This is a genomic window from Allobaculum stercoricanis DSM 13633, assembly GCF_000384195.1.
Taxonomy (GTDB): Bacteria; Bacillota_I; Bacilli_A; order Erysipelotrichales; family Erysipelotrichaceae; genus Allobaculum; species Allobaculum stercoricanis.
This window is the reverse complement of record NZ_KB913034.1, coordinates 1,577,567-1,595,450: the sequence shown is the minus strand read 5'-3', so window position 1 is coordinate 1,595,450 and position 17,884 is coordinate 1,577,567. Positions and strand designations below refer to the sequence as shown.

The 17,884-nt window shown below is 38.8% G+C and carries 13 protein-coding genes and 1 riboswitch; of the genes, 12 read left to right on the top strand and 1 reads right to left on the bottom strand.

Features of this window, described 5'->3' with window-relative positions; genetic code table 11:
- The first annotated feature begins 87 nt into the window (after positions 1 to 87).
- The 10 genes from dxr to metK all read left to right on the top strand — a co-directional run bounded on the left by dxr (position 88) and on the right by metK (position 13,575).
- Positions 88 to 1,311, top strand: coding sequence for a 1-deoxy-D-xylulose-5-phosphate reductoisomerase (dxr, locus tag ALLST_RS0107335; protein WP_019893485.1), 1,224 nt, complete (start codon positions 88 to 90; stop codon positions 1,309 to 1,311).
- A gap of 178 nt (positions 1,312 to 1,489) precedes the next feature.
- Positions 1,490 to 2,647, top strand: coding sequence for a hypothetical protein (locus ALLST_RS0107330; protein WP_019893484.1), 1,158 nt, complete (start codon positions 1,490 to 1,492; stop codon positions 2,645 to 2,647).
- Positions 2,648 to 2,727: 80 nt separating this feature from the next.
- Positions 2,728 to 4,506: a PHP domain-containing protein gene (locus ALLST_RS11125; protein WP_019893483.1), complete on the top strand. Its 1,779-nt coding sequence runs from the start codon at positions 2,728 to 2,730 to the stop codon at positions 4,504 to 4,506.
- 241 nt (positions 4,507 to 4,747) lie between these two features.
- Positions 4,748 to 6,712, top strand: a complete 1,965-nt coding sequence (gene metG, locus ALLST_RS0107320; RefSeq protein WP_019893482.1) for a methionine--tRNA ligase — start codon at positions 4,748 to 4,750, stop codon at positions 6,710 to 6,712.
- The gene (locus ALLST_RS0107315; RefSeq protein ID WP_019893481.1) at positions 6,712 to 7,083 is read left to right on the top strand and encodes a hypothetical protein; all 372 of its coding nucleotides are present in this window, start codon (positions 6,712 to 6,714) and stop codon (positions 7,081 to 7,083) included. Before metG ends, ALLST_RS0107315 begins: the two co-directional genes overlap by 1 nt.
- Positions 7,084 to 7,622: 539 nt before the next feature.
- Positions 7,623 to 8,729, top strand: a complete 1,107-nt coding sequence (locus ALLST_RS0107305; protein ID WP_019893479.1) for a galactose ABC transporter substrate-binding protein — start codon at positions 7,623 to 7,625, stop codon at positions 8,727 to 8,729.
- A gap of 134 nt (positions 8,730 to 8,863) precedes the next feature.
- Positions 8,864 to 10,444 carry a sugar ABC transporter ATP-binding protein gene (locus tag ALLST_RS0107300; RefSeq protein ID WP_019893478.1) on the top strand — a complete coding sequence of 527 codons (1,581 nt, stop codon included), beginning with the start codon at positions 8,864 to 8,866 and terminating at the stop codon, positions 10,442 to 10,444.
- A gap of 13 nt (positions 10,445 to 10,457) precedes the next feature.
- Positions 10,458 to 11,537 carry a galactose/methyl galactoside ABC transporter permease MglC gene (locus ALLST_RS0107295; protein WP_019893477.1) on the top strand — a complete coding sequence of 360 codons (1,080 nt, stop codon included), beginning with the start codon at positions 10,458 to 10,460 and terminating at the stop codon, positions 11,535 to 11,537.
- A 173-nt stretch (positions 11,538 to 11,710) separates the two neighbouring features.
- Positions 11,711 to 12,094, top strand: coding sequence for an InlB B-repeat-containing protein (locus tag ALLST_RS0107290; protein WP_019893476.1), 384 nt, complete (start codon positions 11,711 to 11,713; stop codon positions 12,092 to 12,094).
- Between the two features lie 197 nt (positions 12,095 to 12,291).
- Positions 12,292 to 12,389, top strand: a riboswitch (SAM riboswitch).
- A 70-nt stretch (positions 12,390 to 12,459) separates the two neighbouring features.
- Entirely contained in the window at positions 12,460 to 13,575 is a 1,116-nt protein-coding gene (gene metK, locus ALLST_RS0107285) for a methionine adenosyltransferase (protein ID WP_019893475.1), read from the top strand.
- A 97-nt stretch (positions 13,576 to 13,672) separates the two neighbouring features.
- Here metK and ALLST_RS0107280 read toward each other — a convergent pair whose 3' ends face one another.
- Positions 13,673 to 14,179 carry an NUDIX hydrolase gene (locus ALLST_RS0107280; protein WP_019893474.1) on the bottom strand — a complete coding sequence of 169 codons (507 nt, stop codon included), beginning with the start codon at positions 14,177 to 14,179 and terminating at the stop codon, positions 13,673 to 13,675.
- Positions 14,180 to 14,464: 285 nt separating this feature from the next.
- On the opposite strand from ALLST_RS0107280, the gene ALLST_RS0107275 reads away from it, so the two are divergent.
- Together ALLST_RS0107275 and ALLST_RS10460 are read left to right on the top strand one after the other, a co-directional pair.
- The gene (locus ALLST_RS0107275) at positions 14,465 to 14,857 is read left to right on the top strand and encodes a metal-dependent transcriptional regulator (RefSeq protein WP_019893473.1); all 393 of its coding nucleotides are present in this window, start codon (positions 14,465 to 14,467) and stop codon (positions 14,855 to 14,857) included.
- A gap of 110 nt (positions 14,858 to 14,967) precedes the next feature.
- The gene (locus ALLST_RS10460) at positions 14,968 to 17,151 is read left to right on the top strand and encodes a peptidase U32 family protein (RefSeq protein WP_169336058.1); all 2,184 of its coding nucleotides are present in this window, start codon (positions 14,968 to 14,970) and stop codon (positions 17,149 to 17,151) included.
- Positions 17,152 to 17,884 lie beyond the last annotated feature (733 nt).

The window sequence follows — 17,884 nt, the reverse complement described above, 5'->3', positions numbered from 1 at the left end:
GTTTTAAGTGGACAGCTTTTTTGATTTGTGGCATACGCAAGGGTGTACGCTATAATAGAAATAAGAAATTTAAAAAGAGGAAATTTTATGTACGATTCAATGGGAACAACGATCCAACCAATGGTCAGTTTGACCACACCAAAAGCCAAAGAACAAACAAGACGAAAAATATTACTATTAGGGGCAACGGGATCGATTGGCCAACAAACAATTGATGTTTTAAAGCAACATGAACAAGACTTTGAACTTGTCGGGATTAGTGCTGGTCATGATCTTGAAGGCTTAAAGAATATCGTCAAGCAATTCGATACGATTCAATATGTTGGTTGTTCCAATCAAGAAGATGGAACATTAGAAGGAATTCCTCTTTTTGGTGGTGAACAACAAATGGTCCGTCTTGTGCAAACGTGCGACTATGATTTGTTAGTGAATGCTGTAGTGGGGTTTCGGGGACTAGAACCGACACTGCGCGCAATTGAATTGCATCACGATGTTGCCCTTGCCAACAAAGAATCTTTAGTTTGTGGTGGGGAATTAATTCGCGAAGCCTTATCCTATTCACCAAGTCAAATTTATCCGATCGATTCAGAACATTCTGCAATTTATCAATGCCTGCAAGGCAATCGCATCGAACAAGTGCGTCATTTGTATATTACGGCTTCAGGCGGATCGCTTCGTGATTTAACAAGAGATCAACTCGCAGATATTACACCGGCTAGGGCATTAAAACATCCGTCATGGAATATGGGTGCGCGCATTACGATTGACTCTTCAACGATGGTCAATAAAGGGTTTGAAGTCATTGAAGCCCATTATTTATTCGATTTACCTTATGAAAAAATCATCCCGATTTTACATCCACAATCGATTATTCATTCGATGGTGGAATATGAAGATCACGCCATCATTGCGCAAATGGGAAGTGCTGATATGCGCTTACCGATTCAATATGCCCTTTACTCACCAGAACGTCCTGTTCTCAAAGAAGATCATCCTCTCGATTTCTCGAAGATGTTCTCACTCGATTTTAAAGCGATGGATTATGAACGTTTTAAAATGTTGGGCGTTTGTATTGAAGCAGGTAAAAGAAAAGGCAATGCCGGATGTGTGCTCAATGGTGCCGATGAGCAAGCGGTTGAACTATTTTTACAAGAAAAAATTAGTTTCTTAGAGATTGAAGAAGCAATTCTTTATGCATTAAAAAGCGTAGAGTGGATTGAACATCCAACATTTGAACAATTACGTCAAACAGATTGGCGTGCAAGACAAGCTGTGATTGATTTTGCACACTTACATCACGCAAATAACTAGAACAAATTGCTAAAAATACCTTGTTTTCATCAAGAAACTGTTCAAGAGAGTGTTAGAAGCGCTCATTTCATCCTATAATAAAGTGATGTAATTTCGAATTTAGAAAGACAAAGATCAATTTAGATCTTTTTAGAACAGATAATACGGATCAAGACGATCTTTTGAGGAGGGCCTAGCCATGAATCGAAAACATATTCTTCCACTAGCCTTAGTGGCAGCACTTTGTCATACCCCAATTGTCTCGGTTATGGCACAAAGTCCAATCGTATTGAACCCAGCAACTGCAACGGCTCAAGATTTTATTCAAGCATATGCAGGAGAAATGGTCGAAACGACAAATCAAGGTTATTACATTCGCCAATTATCTTGGTTTAAACAAGTGGATCAAACCAATGCGCAAATCATTGCACAAGGACGAGCAATTTTTGATCAAATGCCAAAAGTGGTTCAAGATGAAATTATCTATGAATATAAGATTCAAGGATTGGACTATAAAACATTCTCACAAAGTGCCATTGATTATTTAAAACCCGTGATCAATGAACAACCACAACAATCCCAAAATCCAGATGCGCCAATTTTAAATCTTCCTCAACAACCAACAAGTCCAAATCTAGATCAACCAACAGAAGATCAACAGGATACGCAAGAACCACAAGAACCATCTGAACAGACGGATTCACAAAGCACAGATGCAACAGAAGATCAGCCAGTTCAAGAAAGTGTTGCTGATCCATCAGGCATTGAAGATTTAGCTTCCCGTTTCCATATTGAGGATGGATATTTGGTGAATTCCGCGATAGTCGGAACATTAGAAACACCACAAACACCACCGACAACTGCAACGGATTCGAATTTAGATGTTGTTCAAGAAAATGATGAAGTGAAATCAGAAGAAACCATTAATCAATCCGAACAAGCAACAAGCGATGTGCAAGAAGAAAGCGTTGCACGCATGGATAATGATGCCCAAGCGTTTTTGAATACATATTGTGTTGAAAAGGGTATGGTCATCACACAAGCGACAAAAGCAAATTACAGTCAAATTTTAGCGGGCTTTTCAACATGGAATGGCTTGAGCCAAGCTCAAAGAAGTTCGATCAACTCGTATTTAACAGCTGCCGGTTCAGTGCGTTATCAAACGTTATACCGTCAAGCCAACCAAGTTCGTTTAAATGTGCCAGTAAATAGCACATCTAAAGGAAATGTATCGACTGCCACACAAACCGATTTGTTGTTATGGTCAAGTGTAACCATTATGTCGGGAGCAATTGCAGTTGTTGCCGTTGAAGAAAATAAAAAACAAAAAATATTCAATTCTTTAAAAATGGACTAAAGAATTACGATCTTCACAAAGCTCCGCCGCATGCAAAAGGCGGAGTCTTTTCAAAAAAGAAAGAGAGATGAGATTCAACTATGCCAATTTTTTCCGCAAATGAGTTAAAACGAGCCCAACGGATTAAAGAAGATGAACTTTACGGCAGTGAAGGCTACAAAAAAGCAGTTTATCTATCCAGACAAGGATCAGATTATACCAACCACCTCTTTGCCTTTCTCATCGATCTCAACATTTGTTTGGTGCCTGTTTATTTATGGGGCGTCGAATTTATTATGATTTTGGCGGGAATTATCCCACCAGCATATTTTGACTTATTGTTCTATGTCATGTACGGCTTGCTCTTCATCACCAGCTGTATTTGGCTCCCTTTATACACAGCCGCTAAACATGGCGTGACTGTTGGGGGACGACTATTAGGCATTCGCCTAGTCAAAGAAAAAGGCAAACGCATGCCAAGTGCGATGCAACTCGTTTTGCGCCAACTCTTTGGTTTTGGTTTGCCCATGATGATCTTTGGCTTCTTTTTCTCGGTTTGGGGAATTCTTACCTGGTGGTTGATTGATGGTTTAATCGCCCTAGTCTCCCCACATCAAAAAACAATTTGCGATTGGATTTTCGGACTTTGTTTTGTTTATCCACCACAATACGAAATGAAAGTTGTCGAAAATAGGGAAAATCAACAAGAAGAATTCGAAGACTTTGACCAACAACAAGACCAATCACTCAATGAATCTTTTGAGGATTCAAACTTCGATGACCAATCGGCCTTAGAAGTAGAGAACAATCCAATCGATAGTTCTCCATCACAGCAAGCGCCTTCTCGTTTAAATAAACTTAAACAAAAACGGGAAGCAAAGAAAAAGATCAAAGCAAGTCAAAAAGAAAAAACCGAAAATCTGAGCAATGATTTTCCTCCTGTTGTAGAAGGAACGATTGCTGTACAGACTGCAGAGCCAGAAGAAAATTTGGCAATTTCAAAATACGATTTACATATTCGTTCGAATTTCTCCGATGATTCTGATGCCGAAGTGGAAGATATTTTCCAACAAGCAAAAGCACTCAATCTCGATGTCATCTCCATTACTGACCACAACAATGCCCGCGCCAATGCGATTGCCAATCATTTTGCAAAATTGTATGACATTAAATACATTCCAGGTGTGGAAATCGATTGCCAACAATTTGGCCAACGCGTGCGCATACTTGGCTATTATATCGATTGGAATGATCCATTCTTTGATGGCATTGAACGCTTATCACTCAAGCGAGAAAAAGATTTATCCTTTGCTCGTATTGAAGCGTTTGAACGTTTGGCAGGATTAAAAGTCGATACGGATACATTATTAGCAAATTCGAGATTTAAAACTTTAACACCAAAACAACTTGTCGATCTCGTTTTTGATACGCCAGAAGCAAGACAAGTCCCGGTTGTGAAACAATATATTGACCAATATCCAAGCGAACAAGAAGCACGCGAAGCTTGCATGCAAGAATGTTTTGGCCAAGGTGGTCCTTGCGAAGCAATTGGGGAATATCCAAGCGCAACGAAAGTCATTGATGCGATTCACAAAGCGGGAGGGATGGCGATCCTTGCGGGATGGCATGTTTCACAATTATCCAATGAGACAATCGATGCCATTTTGGATCAAGGAATTGATGGCTTTGAAGCCTTTATTCCAAACAACTCGAAACGCGAACAAGCCTTTTTGATTTCATTAGCCAATGAGGAAAAACTCTTTATTACAAGTGGTAGTGACTACCATGGAACGCGTATGGCGAATCGCCATTTAGGTGTTACAGGAGCTAGTCCTAAAGCGGATCAGATTGTTTCGGTGTTCACAAGTGCCCTTAATTAACGAAAATTCAAAATAGAAATCATCTAAAAGTCGCTATTTTTAAGCGACTTTTTTTATCACGTCGCTTGATGACGATGAAACTTTTAGAACAACGCAAAGATGTGCTAAACTCTCTAGTAGACTCTTTTTTTAATCGATGGAAAGAAAAATATGAACATCGATATGACAATCGATAAAAAAGAATGATCGAAACGAAATATATTTATATAAAAAACAGAACTAGAAAGATAGAGGTGTTTGTATGGAAAATAAAGGACCTTATTTCCTGACCACTGCGATTGCCTATACATCCGGCAGACCACATATCGGGAATACCTATGAAATTATTTTAAGTGATGCATTAGCTCGTTTTAAACGAATGGAAGGCTATGATGTGTTCTTCCAAACTGGAACAGATGAACACGGACAAAAAATTGAAGAAAAAGCTGTTGCCGCAGGGGTAACGCCTCAAGAATATGTTGATAACATTGCCGGCATGGTCAAAAGTAACTTCGATTTAATGAATACCTCTTACGACTACTTCATCCGCACAACAGATGAACAACACGTTAAAACGGTTCAAAAAATCTTTAAACGTCTATATGACCAAGGGGATATTTATTTAGGAGAATACGAAGGTTGGTATTGCAAACCTTGCGAATCCTTCTGGACAGAATCACAGTTAGTCGATGGCAATTGCCCAGATTGCGGTCGTCCAGTCACAAAAGCAAAAGAAGAAGCGTTTTTCTTCAATATGCAAAAATATGCGGATCGTTTGATGAAATATATTGATGAACATCCAGATTTCATCCAACCAGAAAGCCGTAAAAATGAAATGGTCAATAACTTCTTGAAAAAAGGATTATTAGACCTTTGCGTATCCCGGACTTCTTTTAGCTGGGGAATTCCAGTAGAATTTGCGCCAAAACACGTTGTGTATGTATGGTTAGATGCCCTGACGAACTACATTACGTCAATCGGTTATGATCCTGATAAAACATTTGAAGAACAATCTGAACGCTTCAAACAATTGTGGCCAGCAACTCATATCATTGGAAAAGATATCTTACGTTTCCATACGATTTATTGGCCAATCTTCTTAATGGCATTAGATTTACCATTACCAAAAATGGTTTTTGCGCACCCATGGATGTTAGTGGGTGAGGGCAAAATGTCCAAATCCAAAGGCAATGTTATTTATGCGGAAGAACTTGTTGAACACTTTGGTGTCGATGCTGTTCGTTACTATTGCTTACACGAAATGCCATTTGCTCAAGATGGAACAATTACTTGGGATTTAGTTGTTGAACGAATTAACTCCGACCTTGCTAACGTACTTGGAAACTTATTATCAAGAACAATTTCGATGACCAACAAATACTTTGGTGGCAAAATCCAAAATCCAAATGTTTGTGCTCCAGTTGATGAAGAACTCAAACAAGTAGCAATGGAAGCAGTCAAAGGTGCTGTTGCTTGCATGGATACATTCCAAGTGAGTGCGGCATTAGATGAAATCTTCAACTTATTACGTCGTTCCAATAAATATATTGACGAAACTGAACCATGGAAACTGGCAAAAGACCCTGAACAAGCCGATCGTTTACAAACTGTTTTATATAACTTAATGGAAAGCTTGCGAATCAGTGCGATTTTATTAGAAAGCTTCATGCCAGAAACAGCAGTTAAAATGCTCGATGCGCTCAATACACAACAACGTTCTTTTGATTCTATTCAAAACTTTGGCAACCTAGAAACAGGAATTGAATGTGCAAAATCTGTTGAACCTTTATTTAAACGTATTGATCCAAAAGAATTTGCCGGTGAAGAAGTCAAAGAAGAAAAGAAAGAAACAAAAAAAGCAGACAAGAAGAAAAAGAAAAAAGAGGAAAAACCAAAAGATCCAATCGCAATTGATACTTTTGATGCGATCAGCTTAAAAGCGGGAAAAGTATTAGAGGCAAAAGTACATCCAGATGCAAAACGTCTGTTAATTGAAACAATTGATCTTGGTGAAGAACAACCTCGCCAAATCGTTTCTGGAATTGCTCATAAATATGCACCAGAAGATTTAGTCGGTAAAATGGTCGTTGTTGTAGCGAACTTGTTACCAGCCACTCTTCGTGGCGTAGAAAGTCAAGGCATGATCCTTTGCGTTGACGAAAATAAAACAGGACCAAAAGTAATCTTCTTGGATGATGAAACAAAACCAGGAACTGTAATTCGTTAATGACACCCAAACAACGAGTGATCCTCACCCAACTCCAATTAACGGGGCTAGGGGTGATCTTTTTAGGGTTTGGAATGGCTTGGAAAGAAACTTGGCTCATGATCTTTGGGATTGTATTAGGTCTTTATGGATTAGCAAGATTATTTGTTTTAAAAAAGTTGATGGAACAAAGTGAAAATCAAAAATTTAAAGGACAAGATCAGACACCTGTTTCAAATTCGACAGCAGATGATTTTGATTCTGATCCAGAAGGCGAATATGCTCAAGACGAATGGGAAAGTAAACTCGAATCTTATTTAGTGAAACATTACGAAAATAAGCAACTCAATTTTGACGATTCGCAAACAAAGTCCAAATCCAAACATCAATAAATAAGAAAAAGACATCCAATTTTGGATGTCTTTTTTTTCGAGATGGGAAATGTTTGTCAAAGTCGAATAACACTCTAAAAAAAGAAAGTATGAAATTGAAAGATGATTGGGCGGAAAAAATAAAAAAAGTGATGTTCAAGTTATGGTTTTGGGTTGTTAAAAAAATAATAAGTAAAATTCTTCATCTTTTTTACTTGCCCAAGAACCCAATGAGATCTCAAAGAAGAGGGCTAATCCTGTCAAGTCCAAAACGGAAAACAAAAATGTAAACGTTACCGTAAGTAAAGCGTTTTTACTCCTAAATGGCGTCTTAACAACGGTGATATGAGGTAAAACATTAAGTGAAACTTTGGTTAAAAAAGTAGATTAGTCAAAATAATTTAGTGAAATTCTATAGAAAACGCTTGCAGAAACTGTTGTTTTCGCTTTTTTACTGTGCTATCATGCGTTTGTAAACAAAGCGCAAGAGGCGCTGCTTAGTAAACTATTCGTTAAGAATCGATGCTAAGGTATTTAGAAAGGGTACAATATACAGTACTATGGAACTCAACAAATTATTTAAAGGCATGATGGCCGGTGCAATGGCACTCTCATTAGCAGCTTGCGGCGGTGGAAATGATTCTACATCTTCTACAGCAGGTGGAGCTGAAGGCGGAGAAGGTGAAGTTTCTGTCTTCTACTACACATTCGGTGATGACTACATTTCTACAGTTCGTGCAGCATTAGACGCTAACTTAAAAGAAGCTGGTGTAGTATTCAACGACTACGACGGTGGTAACAACCAAACAACTCAAACTGAGCAAATTCAAACAGCAATCTCTAAAGGTTCTAAAATGCTCGTTGTAAACGTTGTTGATACAGCTTCAAAAGACGCAGCTAAAAATATCATTGAAATGGCTGAAGCAGCTGGTATCCCAGTAATCTTCTTCAACCGTTCTGTTGACGAAGATGTAATCACTGCATACGACAAAGCAGCATTCGTAGGAACTGACTACGAAATGGCTGGTAAAATGCAAGGTGACATGGTTGGTGACTACTTAAACGCTAACTTCGAAGCAGTTGACTTAAACGGTGACGGAGAAATCTCCTACATGATGTTAAAAGGTCAAGAAGGTAACGCGGAAGCAGACGCTCGTACTCAATATGGTGTTGAAAACGCTAACGCTAAACTTGAAGCTGAAGGTCACAAACCTCTTGCTTACTACAAAGCTGATGCTCCAACAAAATATGAATTAGATAAAGATGGTGCTTGGTCTTCCGCTCAAGGAACAGACATCATGCAAAATGCCCTGTCTCAATACAATGAAGACAACGGCGATATGATCGAATGCGTAATTGCGAACAACGACGGAATGGCTCTTGGTGCTATGTCTGCATTACAGAACGCTGGTTATAACACTGGTGAAGAAGGAAGCAAAGTTATCCCAATCTTCGGTGTAGACGCATTAGACGATGCAAAAAAAGCAATCGACGAAGGCAAAATGACTGGAACAATCAAACAAGATGGTGAAGGTATGGCTAAAGCGATCTGCACAATGGTTCAAAACATGACTTCTGATAAAGATAAATTTGATTCCCTTGATGCAGCTAACGTAATCGGCACATGGAGAATTAACATTCCTTATTCTGAATACAAAGCATCCTAGTTTAATAATTTAAAATTATTAAGTAGCCACGGATACTTGCTTATCCGTGGCTACTTTTATAAGTATGATTCGATTCGCAACCCAAATCGTTGCGTCTCTTCCTTTGAAAAATGAGAAAAAAGAAAGGATTTTACATGGAACCAAATCAGGCGAAAAGTAATGCTCTAGGCGCTGCTGTAGGTCAAAAGAACACAACTGTTCATGACGAAGTCTGGAAAAAAGCTCACCCTGTTGTTCTCGAAATGAAGAACATCACAAAAGCTTTCCCTGGCGTAAAAGCGCTAGATGGTGTTTCCTTGAATGTCCGTGCTGGATCCGTTCATGCTCTTATGGGCGAAAACGGTGCTGGTAAATCTACACTGATGAAGTGTTTATTTGGGGTTTATTCAAAAGATGATGGAACTATCCTGTTTGACGGGAAAGAAATTAATTTTAAAAACTCTAAAGAAGCGCTTGAAAATGGTGTGGCGATGGTGCATCAGGAGTTAAACCAAGCATTAAAACGTAATGTTATGGATAACATTTGGCTTGGCCGTTATCCAACTCGTCACGGAATCGTTTCTGAAAAAGAAATGTATGAAGGGACAAAAGCTGTATTCGATAAATTAGAAATCGATGTCAATCCAAAAACAGTCATGTCAACAATGCCTGTTGCCGAAAGACAGATGGTTGAAATTGCTAAGGCGGTTTCTTTCAACTCTAAAGTTATCGTATTTGACGAACCAACTTCCTCATTAACTGAAGAAGAAGTTGAACACTTATTCAAGATTATCAACATGTTGCGTGACAACAACGTTGCAATTATCTATATCTCTCACAAAATGGACGAAATTTTACGAATCTCCGATGAAATTACAGTCATGCGTGATGGTCAATGGGTTGCAACAGAAGTTGTTGAAGACATGGATATGAATAAAATCATCAAACTGATGGTTGGTCGTGAACTAACAAACCGCTTCCCACCAAAAGACAACAAAGTAGAAAAAGAAGTTTCTCTTGAAGTCGAAGGATTAAGCGGATTGTATTCCCATTTACGGGATGTAACATTCAATGCGCACAAAGGAGAAATCCTCGGTGTTGCGGGTCTGGATGGTGCAGGTCGTACTGAACTTTTAGAAACAATCTTTGGTTATGCGACACGTAAAGATGGAACAATTAAATTGCACGGTAAAGAAGTGAAGATCAACAATCCACGACAAGCAGTAAAAAATGGCTTCGCATTGCTTACTGAAGAACGTCGTGCAACAGGAATCTTCGGAATCCTGGATATTCGTAACAACACAACAATTGCGAATCTAAAAAACTACACAAAAATGGGTATTCTTTCCGATGTGCAAATGAAAGCTGATACAGAATGGTCAATTAATGCAATGCGCATTAAAACACCAAATCAGCAAACTAAGATCTCTACATTATCAGGGGGAAACCAACAGAAAGTTATTCTTGGCCGTTGGTTATTAACGCAACCAGAAATCTTACTTCTAGACGAGCCAACCCGTGGTATCGACGTTGGTGCGAAATACGAAATTTATGAATTGATCAGCGACCTTGCAAAACAAGGTAAGACAATCATGATGGTATCTTCCGAAATGCCTGAATTATTAGGTGTATGTAACCGAATTCTCGTTATGTCCGGTGGACGCCTTGCTGGAGAAGTCGATGCTGATAACACAAGCCAGGAAGAAATTATGACACTGGCTGCCAAGTACGTATAAGAGGAGAAAGAAAATGTCAGAAAGTACAAAAGCGAAGAAACGCAATCGTATCCAGATCTGGCTCGATAATTACAAACAGATGAACCAGAAGGATAAACGCCGTGCGATTTCTTCATTATTGTTGAACAACGCGATGTATATCATCATTCTGATTGCGGTTATCGTCATCGCAATTCAAGAACCAAAATATGTATCTGTTCGTTCTCTCGTTAACATTATTAACTTAACTGCTGCTAAACTACCAATCGCATTAGGTATTGGTGGATGTATCGTATTAACTGGTACAGATATTTCGGCTGGACGTATGGTTGGTCTTGCTGCCGTAATCATTGCATCTATGTCCATTACAGATAACCGTATTTTCCCAGGTTTGGAACCATTACCTATTATCGTTCCATTATTGGCTGCGATGGCTGTCTGTGCATTAATCGGTTTTATCAACGGTTTCTCTGTTGCAAAATTTAAGCTTCACCCATTTATCGTAACATTAGCAACTCAGCTGATTACTTACGGTATTATCTTGATTTACTTAAAATTAGGTACAAACAACGGTCAGACTCTTTCTGGATTCGACCCAACATACAGAAATATCATCAATGGAACAATGTTCACAATTGGCGGTGCAATCGTTCCATTCTATGTTCTTTATGCGATCGTATTAGTCGTATTAATGTGGGTGATTTGGAACAAAACAACATTCGGTAAAAACATGTTCGCAGTAGGTTCTAACGAAGAAGCTGCTACAGTATCTGGTGTAAACGTATCTCGTACAATCATCATGGTATTCGTTCTTGCTGCAATCATGTACTCTTTAACTGGTTTTATCGATGGTGCACGTATTGCATCCGTTAACGCCAACACAGGTTTCAACTATGAATGTGATGCGATCGCTGCTTGCGTAATCGGCGGTGTATCCTTCGTCGGTGGTACTGGACGTATTTCCGGTATCGTCATTGGTGTATTGTTGCTTCAAATCATCTTCACTGGTTTGAGCTACATGGCTGTTGACCAAAACTACATTTACGTAATTAAAGGTATTATCATCCTCGTTGCCTGCGCAATCGACATGAGAAAATATCTCACGAAGAAATAAAAATATTCTTCAATTTCACTTTTACCTATCTCTAAGGTATTTACCCTTTCTAGCAACGGTCTGCTCTTTACTGTAGAGCAGACTGTTGTTTTTTTAAGGAAAAACCAAAAGCAATTAACGAAAAGGATTTCTATTTTGGAGTAAAATGAATATTAAAAAAGGAAGTAAGATGTATGACGGATTTTGAAAACAAACCAAACCCGCAAAATGAACAAACCGATCAGCCAAAAAACGATGGCGGTCTGTATAAAGGTCTCAATATTTCAGTGCGATCACTATCTATTGTGATCGTACTTGGAATTGCCTTAATTGCTGCACTGATGTTTTTGGGATCAAGAAATGGCGGATATACAGTAAGCTATAATTCACGTGGGGGAAGTGATGTTCAATCGCAAGTTTATCAATATCAAGAAGAACTCGTTTTACCCCAAGCGCCAACTCGCGAAGGCTACTTTTTTACGGGATGGTATATGGATGAAGAAGCTAAAGTACCAGTTAACCTGCCTGTTTATATTGAAGACTCTTGTGTGTATTATGCCGGTTGGCAAGAAGAATAAAGAAGATAAAGATTTGCGATATACTAAGTGTTTTTGAAAACTTTTGGAAACAATGGAAATAGATCGTTCTTGTTCATTTAAATGAAAAAAGAATGATTTTTTCTAACAAAAATCAATCCTATATCAATTCAAGAAGGGTTGCATAAAAGTTGTGTTTTGTGTATTGTATTTCAGGACTTTTGATTTATAATCACGAATAGATATCAAGAGCAGGCGAGAGACTCGGCTCAATGACCCTGCACCAACCTCTAAAACATTCAGTTTAGAAAGGTGGTCCAGCCGCGGACGATACGAAGTCGCTTGAATGAGATTCCAGCATACTTCGGTATGCTTTTTTTATTATCGTCCAGACACAAGGAGAAAAGATGAAAAACTACATTTTTACTAGTGAATCTGTAACAGAAGGTCATCCAGATAAAATCTGTGACCAAATTGCAGACACAATTGTTGATGCCGCTATTAGTCAAGATCCATATTCCAATATGGCTGTTGAAGCGACAATCAAAGATGATTTTATTTTGGTTTATGGAGAAGCAAATACGAAAGCAGAAATCGATTATGCACAGATCGCAAAAGACGTATTAAAGAAAATCGGATATCCTGAAGAATATCACGTGACTGTTGTCGTAAACCAACAGTCTCCAGAAATCCACAATGCTGTAAACCGTGACGAAAACGGAAAACGCATTGTTACTGCTGGAGACCAAGGAATTATGTTTGGATATGCATCCAATGAAACACCTGAATATTTACCAGCACCAATCTTCTATGCACACACATTAAGCCGTCAGTTAACAAAAGTGAGAAGAGAACATCCAAATCTTTTAAAACCAGATGGAAAAACACAAGTTTCCGTTGAATATAAAGATGATAAACCAGTTCGTATCGACACAATCGTTGTATCTTCTCAACATTCCAAAGACATTACGCAAGAAGAATTGAAAAAATTGATCAAAGAAGAAGTCATCGATCCAGTCATTCCAGCTGAATTATTAGATGAAAATACAAAATACTTCATTAACCCAAGTGGATCTTTCGTAGTCGGTGGATCTTTCGGGGACTCTGGAACAACAGGTCGTAAAATCGTTTGCGATACTTATGGAGGAATGGGCCGCATTGGTGGCGGATGCTTCTCTTCCAAAGACCCAACGAAAGTAGACCGCTCTGCCGCATATTATTCTCGCTGGGTAGCTAAAAACTTAGTTGCGAATCATTATTGCGATAAAGCAGAAGTTGAAGTTTCTTATGCGATTGGTCGTGCTCAACCAATCTCCATTTGCGTAGATACATTTGGAACAGGAAAAATCAGCGATGAAGAAATCTTAGAAGTCGTAAAACACAACTTCAATTTCGAAGTCGGAAACATCTTAGATGAATTAGATTTAAGACGTCCAATTTACGCACGTACTACAAACTATGGCCATTTTGGTGACCCAGAATTACCATGGGAAAAAATCATTGAATTAAAACCAGTTCAATAAGCAATAGAAAAATAACCGGAATTTGACGGATCTCTATCCAATCAAATTCCGGTTTTCTTTTTGAATAAAAAGCTAAAAATTTAAGGTGGTCTAACGTTTAATTCGACCATCGTGAATCATGCAAATCAACGGGTTGTTCATTGAACGTTGCGGAAATTAAAGTATCACCTAAGTAATTGAGTTCCATATAAAACAAAGGCAGATCTTGATTCATGTAGTACATAAAGATGCGATCTCCTTGCCAAAGGTTTAAGGAAGAAATTTGATCTTGATCAATCCAAACTAATTCGCCTTCATCACAATCTTTCATTTCACCATGCCATTGGCCACCACAATACAAAAACATCAATTCGCTAAAGAGCGGATCTTCAGGATGTTTGCGAAAGTTAAATGTGATCACAGCTTTAAGCGTTGGATTGGTCCATGTCAGCCCCGTTTCTTCTTTGCATTCCCGTTGGATGCAACCTAATACGCTTTCGCCATCTTCTAACTTGCCACCAATTCCAATCCATTTATCGTGATTGATATCATTTTGTTTACTTGTGCGATGTAACATCAAAATTTGATTGTCTTTGGATAAATAACCGAGTGTAGTCACTAACATATTGTTCACCTGTTTCTAGACAAAAGTTTAGCTAAGATCGATAGATTTGAAAATGGAAAAGGAAACGATTCAAACAAAAAAGAGATCGAAATGATCCATATTCATTTTATGCATCGCAAATTTGATGAGGAATAAGAAAAATAAAGTAACAGATATAATCAGAATGACAGAAGACAGGACTCTTCTTTTTGCGAGTTTTAAGTGAATTTGATGTAAAACAACTTGAGAAGTAGCATCTAGATTGACTAAAAAGTTAGTGTTAACTAAACTGGAAGCATGCAACCAATGAAAAAAGACTCTAAACTCACCGAGTCCGTAGAAGACTATTTAGAATCTGTACTTGTTCTTTCATCGAAGCTGCCAAATGTGCGTAGCGTAGATGTTGCGAGTCATCTTGGTTTTTCTAAACCTTCAGTGTCTCATGCTGTTAAGCTATTATCAGATGAAGGCTTATTGGAAGTGACACAAAAGAAATTTTTGGTGTTAACCCCAAAAGGCAAAGAGGTCGCAGAAAGAACATATGCACGACATGTTTTCTTTACGGAGATGTTAATGTCGATCGGTGTAGACCAAACAACCGCAGAAAATGATGCTTGTCGAATCGAACATGTTATTAGCCAAGAAACATTTGATGCGATTGAAAAATACTATAAAGAAAAAAGTGAACAGGCAGATTAATACTGCTTGTTTTTTTCTGAACTGAATGATCCAATTGAATCAGATCAAAACAAGAAAGTTCAAAAAATTGATCAATATATGAGCTTGAAAGAGCAGAAAGGAACATGACAATGAATGTTGAAATATTAGCGCCAGCGGGAAATATGGAATCATTGAAAGCAGCTTTTGCGGCAGGAGCTGATGCCGTTTATTTTGGCCTTCCTTTATTTGGCGCTCGTGCCTTTGCCCAAAACTTTACATTAGAACAAGCCAAAGAGGTTATCGAACAAGCTCATCAAGTGTCCAAAAAGATCTATATCACGATGAATACGTTGATTGAAGAAGATCAAATGGAACAAGCTTATTCCTTTGCTAAAGCACTTCATGAAATGGGTGTAGATGCACTCATCGTTCAAGATTTAGGTTTGATCCATTTATTGCATCATCGTCTTCCTCAACTGGAATTACATGCCTCTACCCAACTGTCGGTGACTACGCCTTATCAAATTGAACAATTAAGAAAATTAGGAATTAAGCGTGTCGTTTTGGCCAGAGAAGCAACGATTGAACAAATTGAAGCATGTGCCAAAACGGGGATGGAACTCGAAGCATTTGTCCATGGAGCCTTATGCATTTCATATTCGGGACAATGTCGTTTTTCCCAAGTGCGCTATGATCGTTCGGGAAATAAAGGGGCTTGTGCTCAACCTTGTCGTATGGAATATACGCTTTTAGAAGATGGTAAACCTGTTGCAACTCAAGGGCGTTATTTACTTTCACCACGCGACTTGTCTTTAATCAACAAAATCGAACGCATGCATCAAGCAGGAGTATATTCGTTTAAAATTGAAGGACGAATGAAATCTCCAGAATATGTCTATCAAAGTGTTCATGCCGCAAAAATGGCAATTGCCGGGCATCCGCTGACTGCAGAACAATTAAATCAACTCAAAACGGCCTTTAACCGAGGCTATACACTCGGACATACATTTGAACAAACGGGGTTAAGCTTAATGAACCCCAAAACGTCTAATCACCAAGGTGTAGAGATTGGTGAAGTGTTATTCCAAAAAAATGACCGGGTCCGGGTAAAATTGAGTGCTGATCTTTGTCAAAATGATGGCTTACGCTTTGTTTCTGGACAATATGAAGCCGGTGGTGTCGCAAACTTTATTTATGATGCAAAAGGAAAACTCATCAATAAAGCGAAAGCGGGACAAATTGTCGATATTAAAATCAATCAACGCGTCAACAAAGGTGCGATTGTTCGACGGACATCGAGCTTTGAAATGACAAAAGAAGTCGAAAATGCGATTAAAAAGAATAAACCGCAAGCAAATGTCGACTTCTATTTTGAAGCAACTCAAATTGGCCAACCTTTACGCCTTGTCGCAACGGATGGCATGCATACAGTAGAAGTCGAACAAGGGGAACTGCAACAAGCCAAAACAGCACCAACCTCACCAGAACAAATTGAACACGCCTTATCGAAAACTGGAAACTCTTGGGCAAGTGTTCGTCATATTGAAATTCAACTTGGCGACAATCCGTTTATTCCAAATAAAATGGTCAACGAACTGCGTCGCCTTGCTTTGGAACAATTGGATCAAAAACGATCTCAAAAACAAGATATACAAGAGTTCGATTATGACTTCACATTAAATCCATGTGCGCAACCAGCAAGTTTTGTTGAAATCACCAAACAAGAACAAGCAATTACCGATGGATTGTTACAAGTCAGTGAATTTCCTCTTGAAAATTCTACGCATAAAGCGTCTTTAATCCACGATCAAGGATTGTATTGCGATCACTTAGGTGAAGGTCAAATCGTTGAAAATATGAATATCACAAACTCCTATGCCTTAGCAGCACTTTTAGAGCTCGGATATCAGGGCGCCGTACTTTCAGGGGAATTGTCTAAATCGGGAAGAGCGGATCTTTTAGCGGCATTTAAATCACGTTATGGATTTAATGCCCCAGTGATTTATACAGTCTATGAAAAGCCACGATTGATGGTGATGAAGCATTGTCCAGTCAATACGGCATTAAAAGATGGGCAACGTAAACATTGCGCTTTATGTCGTCAACATCAATATAGTTTAAAAGGCAAAGATGGAAAGCTTGCATACTTGTATGGCAATGTGGATTGCAATATGCAGATCTTTGATGAAGACGCAATCGATTGCATAGATCAAATCGACCAATTGCAACAACAAGGTATTCATGCATTCCGCATCGTTTTAAGCGTTGAAAACAAATCTCAAAGCCAAGCAATTCGCCAACGCTTTTTACAAAAAGTCCAAGAAAAAGGATGAGTGTTGAATTCTGAAGGTACATTGATCTTTACAGTTCACGAAGAAAATGGACATGAAGGTTAAACCTTTTAATGGTTAATGACAAGATTCCAGCCGAATCAAAACTGTACAAAAAATAAAATGAATTCATCGTATCGATGATAAATATGCATGATAACAAGAGCACTTCTTAGAGTTAATCTGAGAAGTGCTTTTTTCTGTTTGTCGGGCATGACATACATCTTGTGGTGCAAGTCTACTATGTTAGCGTATCATCGCAACCGCAAACCATTCGCTTAAGGCAAGGGGTTCACCGGTAACGGGGACTCTGAAAGAAGCTGGCGGCGAAGTTCCGGCCCGAGGAACACGAATCACATCAGGCCACAGACTGGGGATGAGCGTGCAAAGCAGCGCAAATCGTAATAGTTGCGGATACCGTCTGGGGTAAATGTGGCGGGTAGATGGAATGAAAGATATATGACCTTACCCGGCAAGATCCTTTACGCAGTAACGACGAATGGCAGAACGTCAACAAAGGTTGTGGTAGTGAAGAAACTCCTGTAATGGGAATGGAGCGAAGAGCTGAATGTATTACTTTTACTGTAAAAATCTTGAATGCATTCCTACACGGTAAATCCGACAAATCCGTGAGACGAGACAAACCTAGAGGTCATTGAAGATAAGTAAGGAAGGACGGTTTAGGAATCATGTGAAAGAAAGTTACAGACGTGGAAAAAATACACATCTGAACAGA

What these genes read in the sequence shown, in the direction of transcription:
- ALLST_RS0107315 (WP_019893481.1), top strand. Translation starts at nt 6,712, where the DNA reads ATGACACCCAAACAACGAGTGATCCTCACCCAACTCCAATTAACGGGG.
- ALLST_RS0107305 (WP_019893479.1), top strand. Translation starts at nt 7,623, where the DNA reads ATGGAACTCAACAAATTATTTAAAGGCATGATGGCCGGTGCAATGGCA.
- ALLST_RS0107330 (WP_019893484.1), top strand. Translation starts at nt 1,490, where the DNA reads ATGAATCGAAAACATATTCTTCCACTAGCCTTAGTGGCAGCACTTTGT.
- dxr (WP_019893485.1), top strand. Translation starts at nt 88, where the DNA reads ATGTACGATTCAATGGGAACAACGATCCAACCAATGGTCAGTTTGACC.
- ALLST_RS0107290 (WP_019893476.1), top strand. Translation starts at nt 11,711, where the DNA reads ATGACGGATTTTGAAAACAAACCAAACCCGCAAAATGAACAAACCGAT.
- ALLST_RS0107275 (WP_019893473.1), top strand. Translation starts at nt 14,465, where the DNA reads ATGAAAAAAGACTCTAAACTCACCGAGTCCGTAGAAGACTATTTAGAA.
- ALLST_RS10460 (WP_169336058.1), top strand. Translation starts at nt 14,968, where the DNA reads ATGAATGTTGAAATATTAGCGCCAGCGGGAAATATGGAATCATTGAAA.
- metG (WP_019893482.1), top strand. Translation starts at nt 4,748, where the DNA reads ATGGAAAATAAAGGACCTTATTTCCTGACCACTGCGATTGCCTATACA.
- ALLST_RS0107295 (WP_019893477.1), top strand. Translation starts at nt 10,458, where the DNA reads ATGTCAGAAAGTACAAAAGCGAAGAAACGCAATCGTATCCAGATCTGG.
- metK (WP_019893475.1), top strand. Translation starts at nt 12,460, where the DNA reads ATGAAAAACTACATTTTTACTAGTGAATCTGTAACAGAAGGTCATCCA.
- ALLST_RS11125 (WP_019893483.1), top strand. Translation starts at nt 2,728, where the DNA reads ATGCCAATTTTTTCCGCAAATGAGTTAAAACGAGCCCAACGGATTAAA.
- ALLST_RS0107300 (WP_019893478.1), top strand. Translation starts at nt 8,864, where the DNA reads ATGGAACCAAATCAGGCGAAAAGTAATGCTCTAGGCGCTGCTGTAGGT.
- ALLST_RS0107280 (WP_019893474.1), bottom strand. Translation starts at nt 14,179, where the DNA reads ATGTTAGTGACTACACTCGGTTATTTATCCAAAGACAATCAAATTTTG.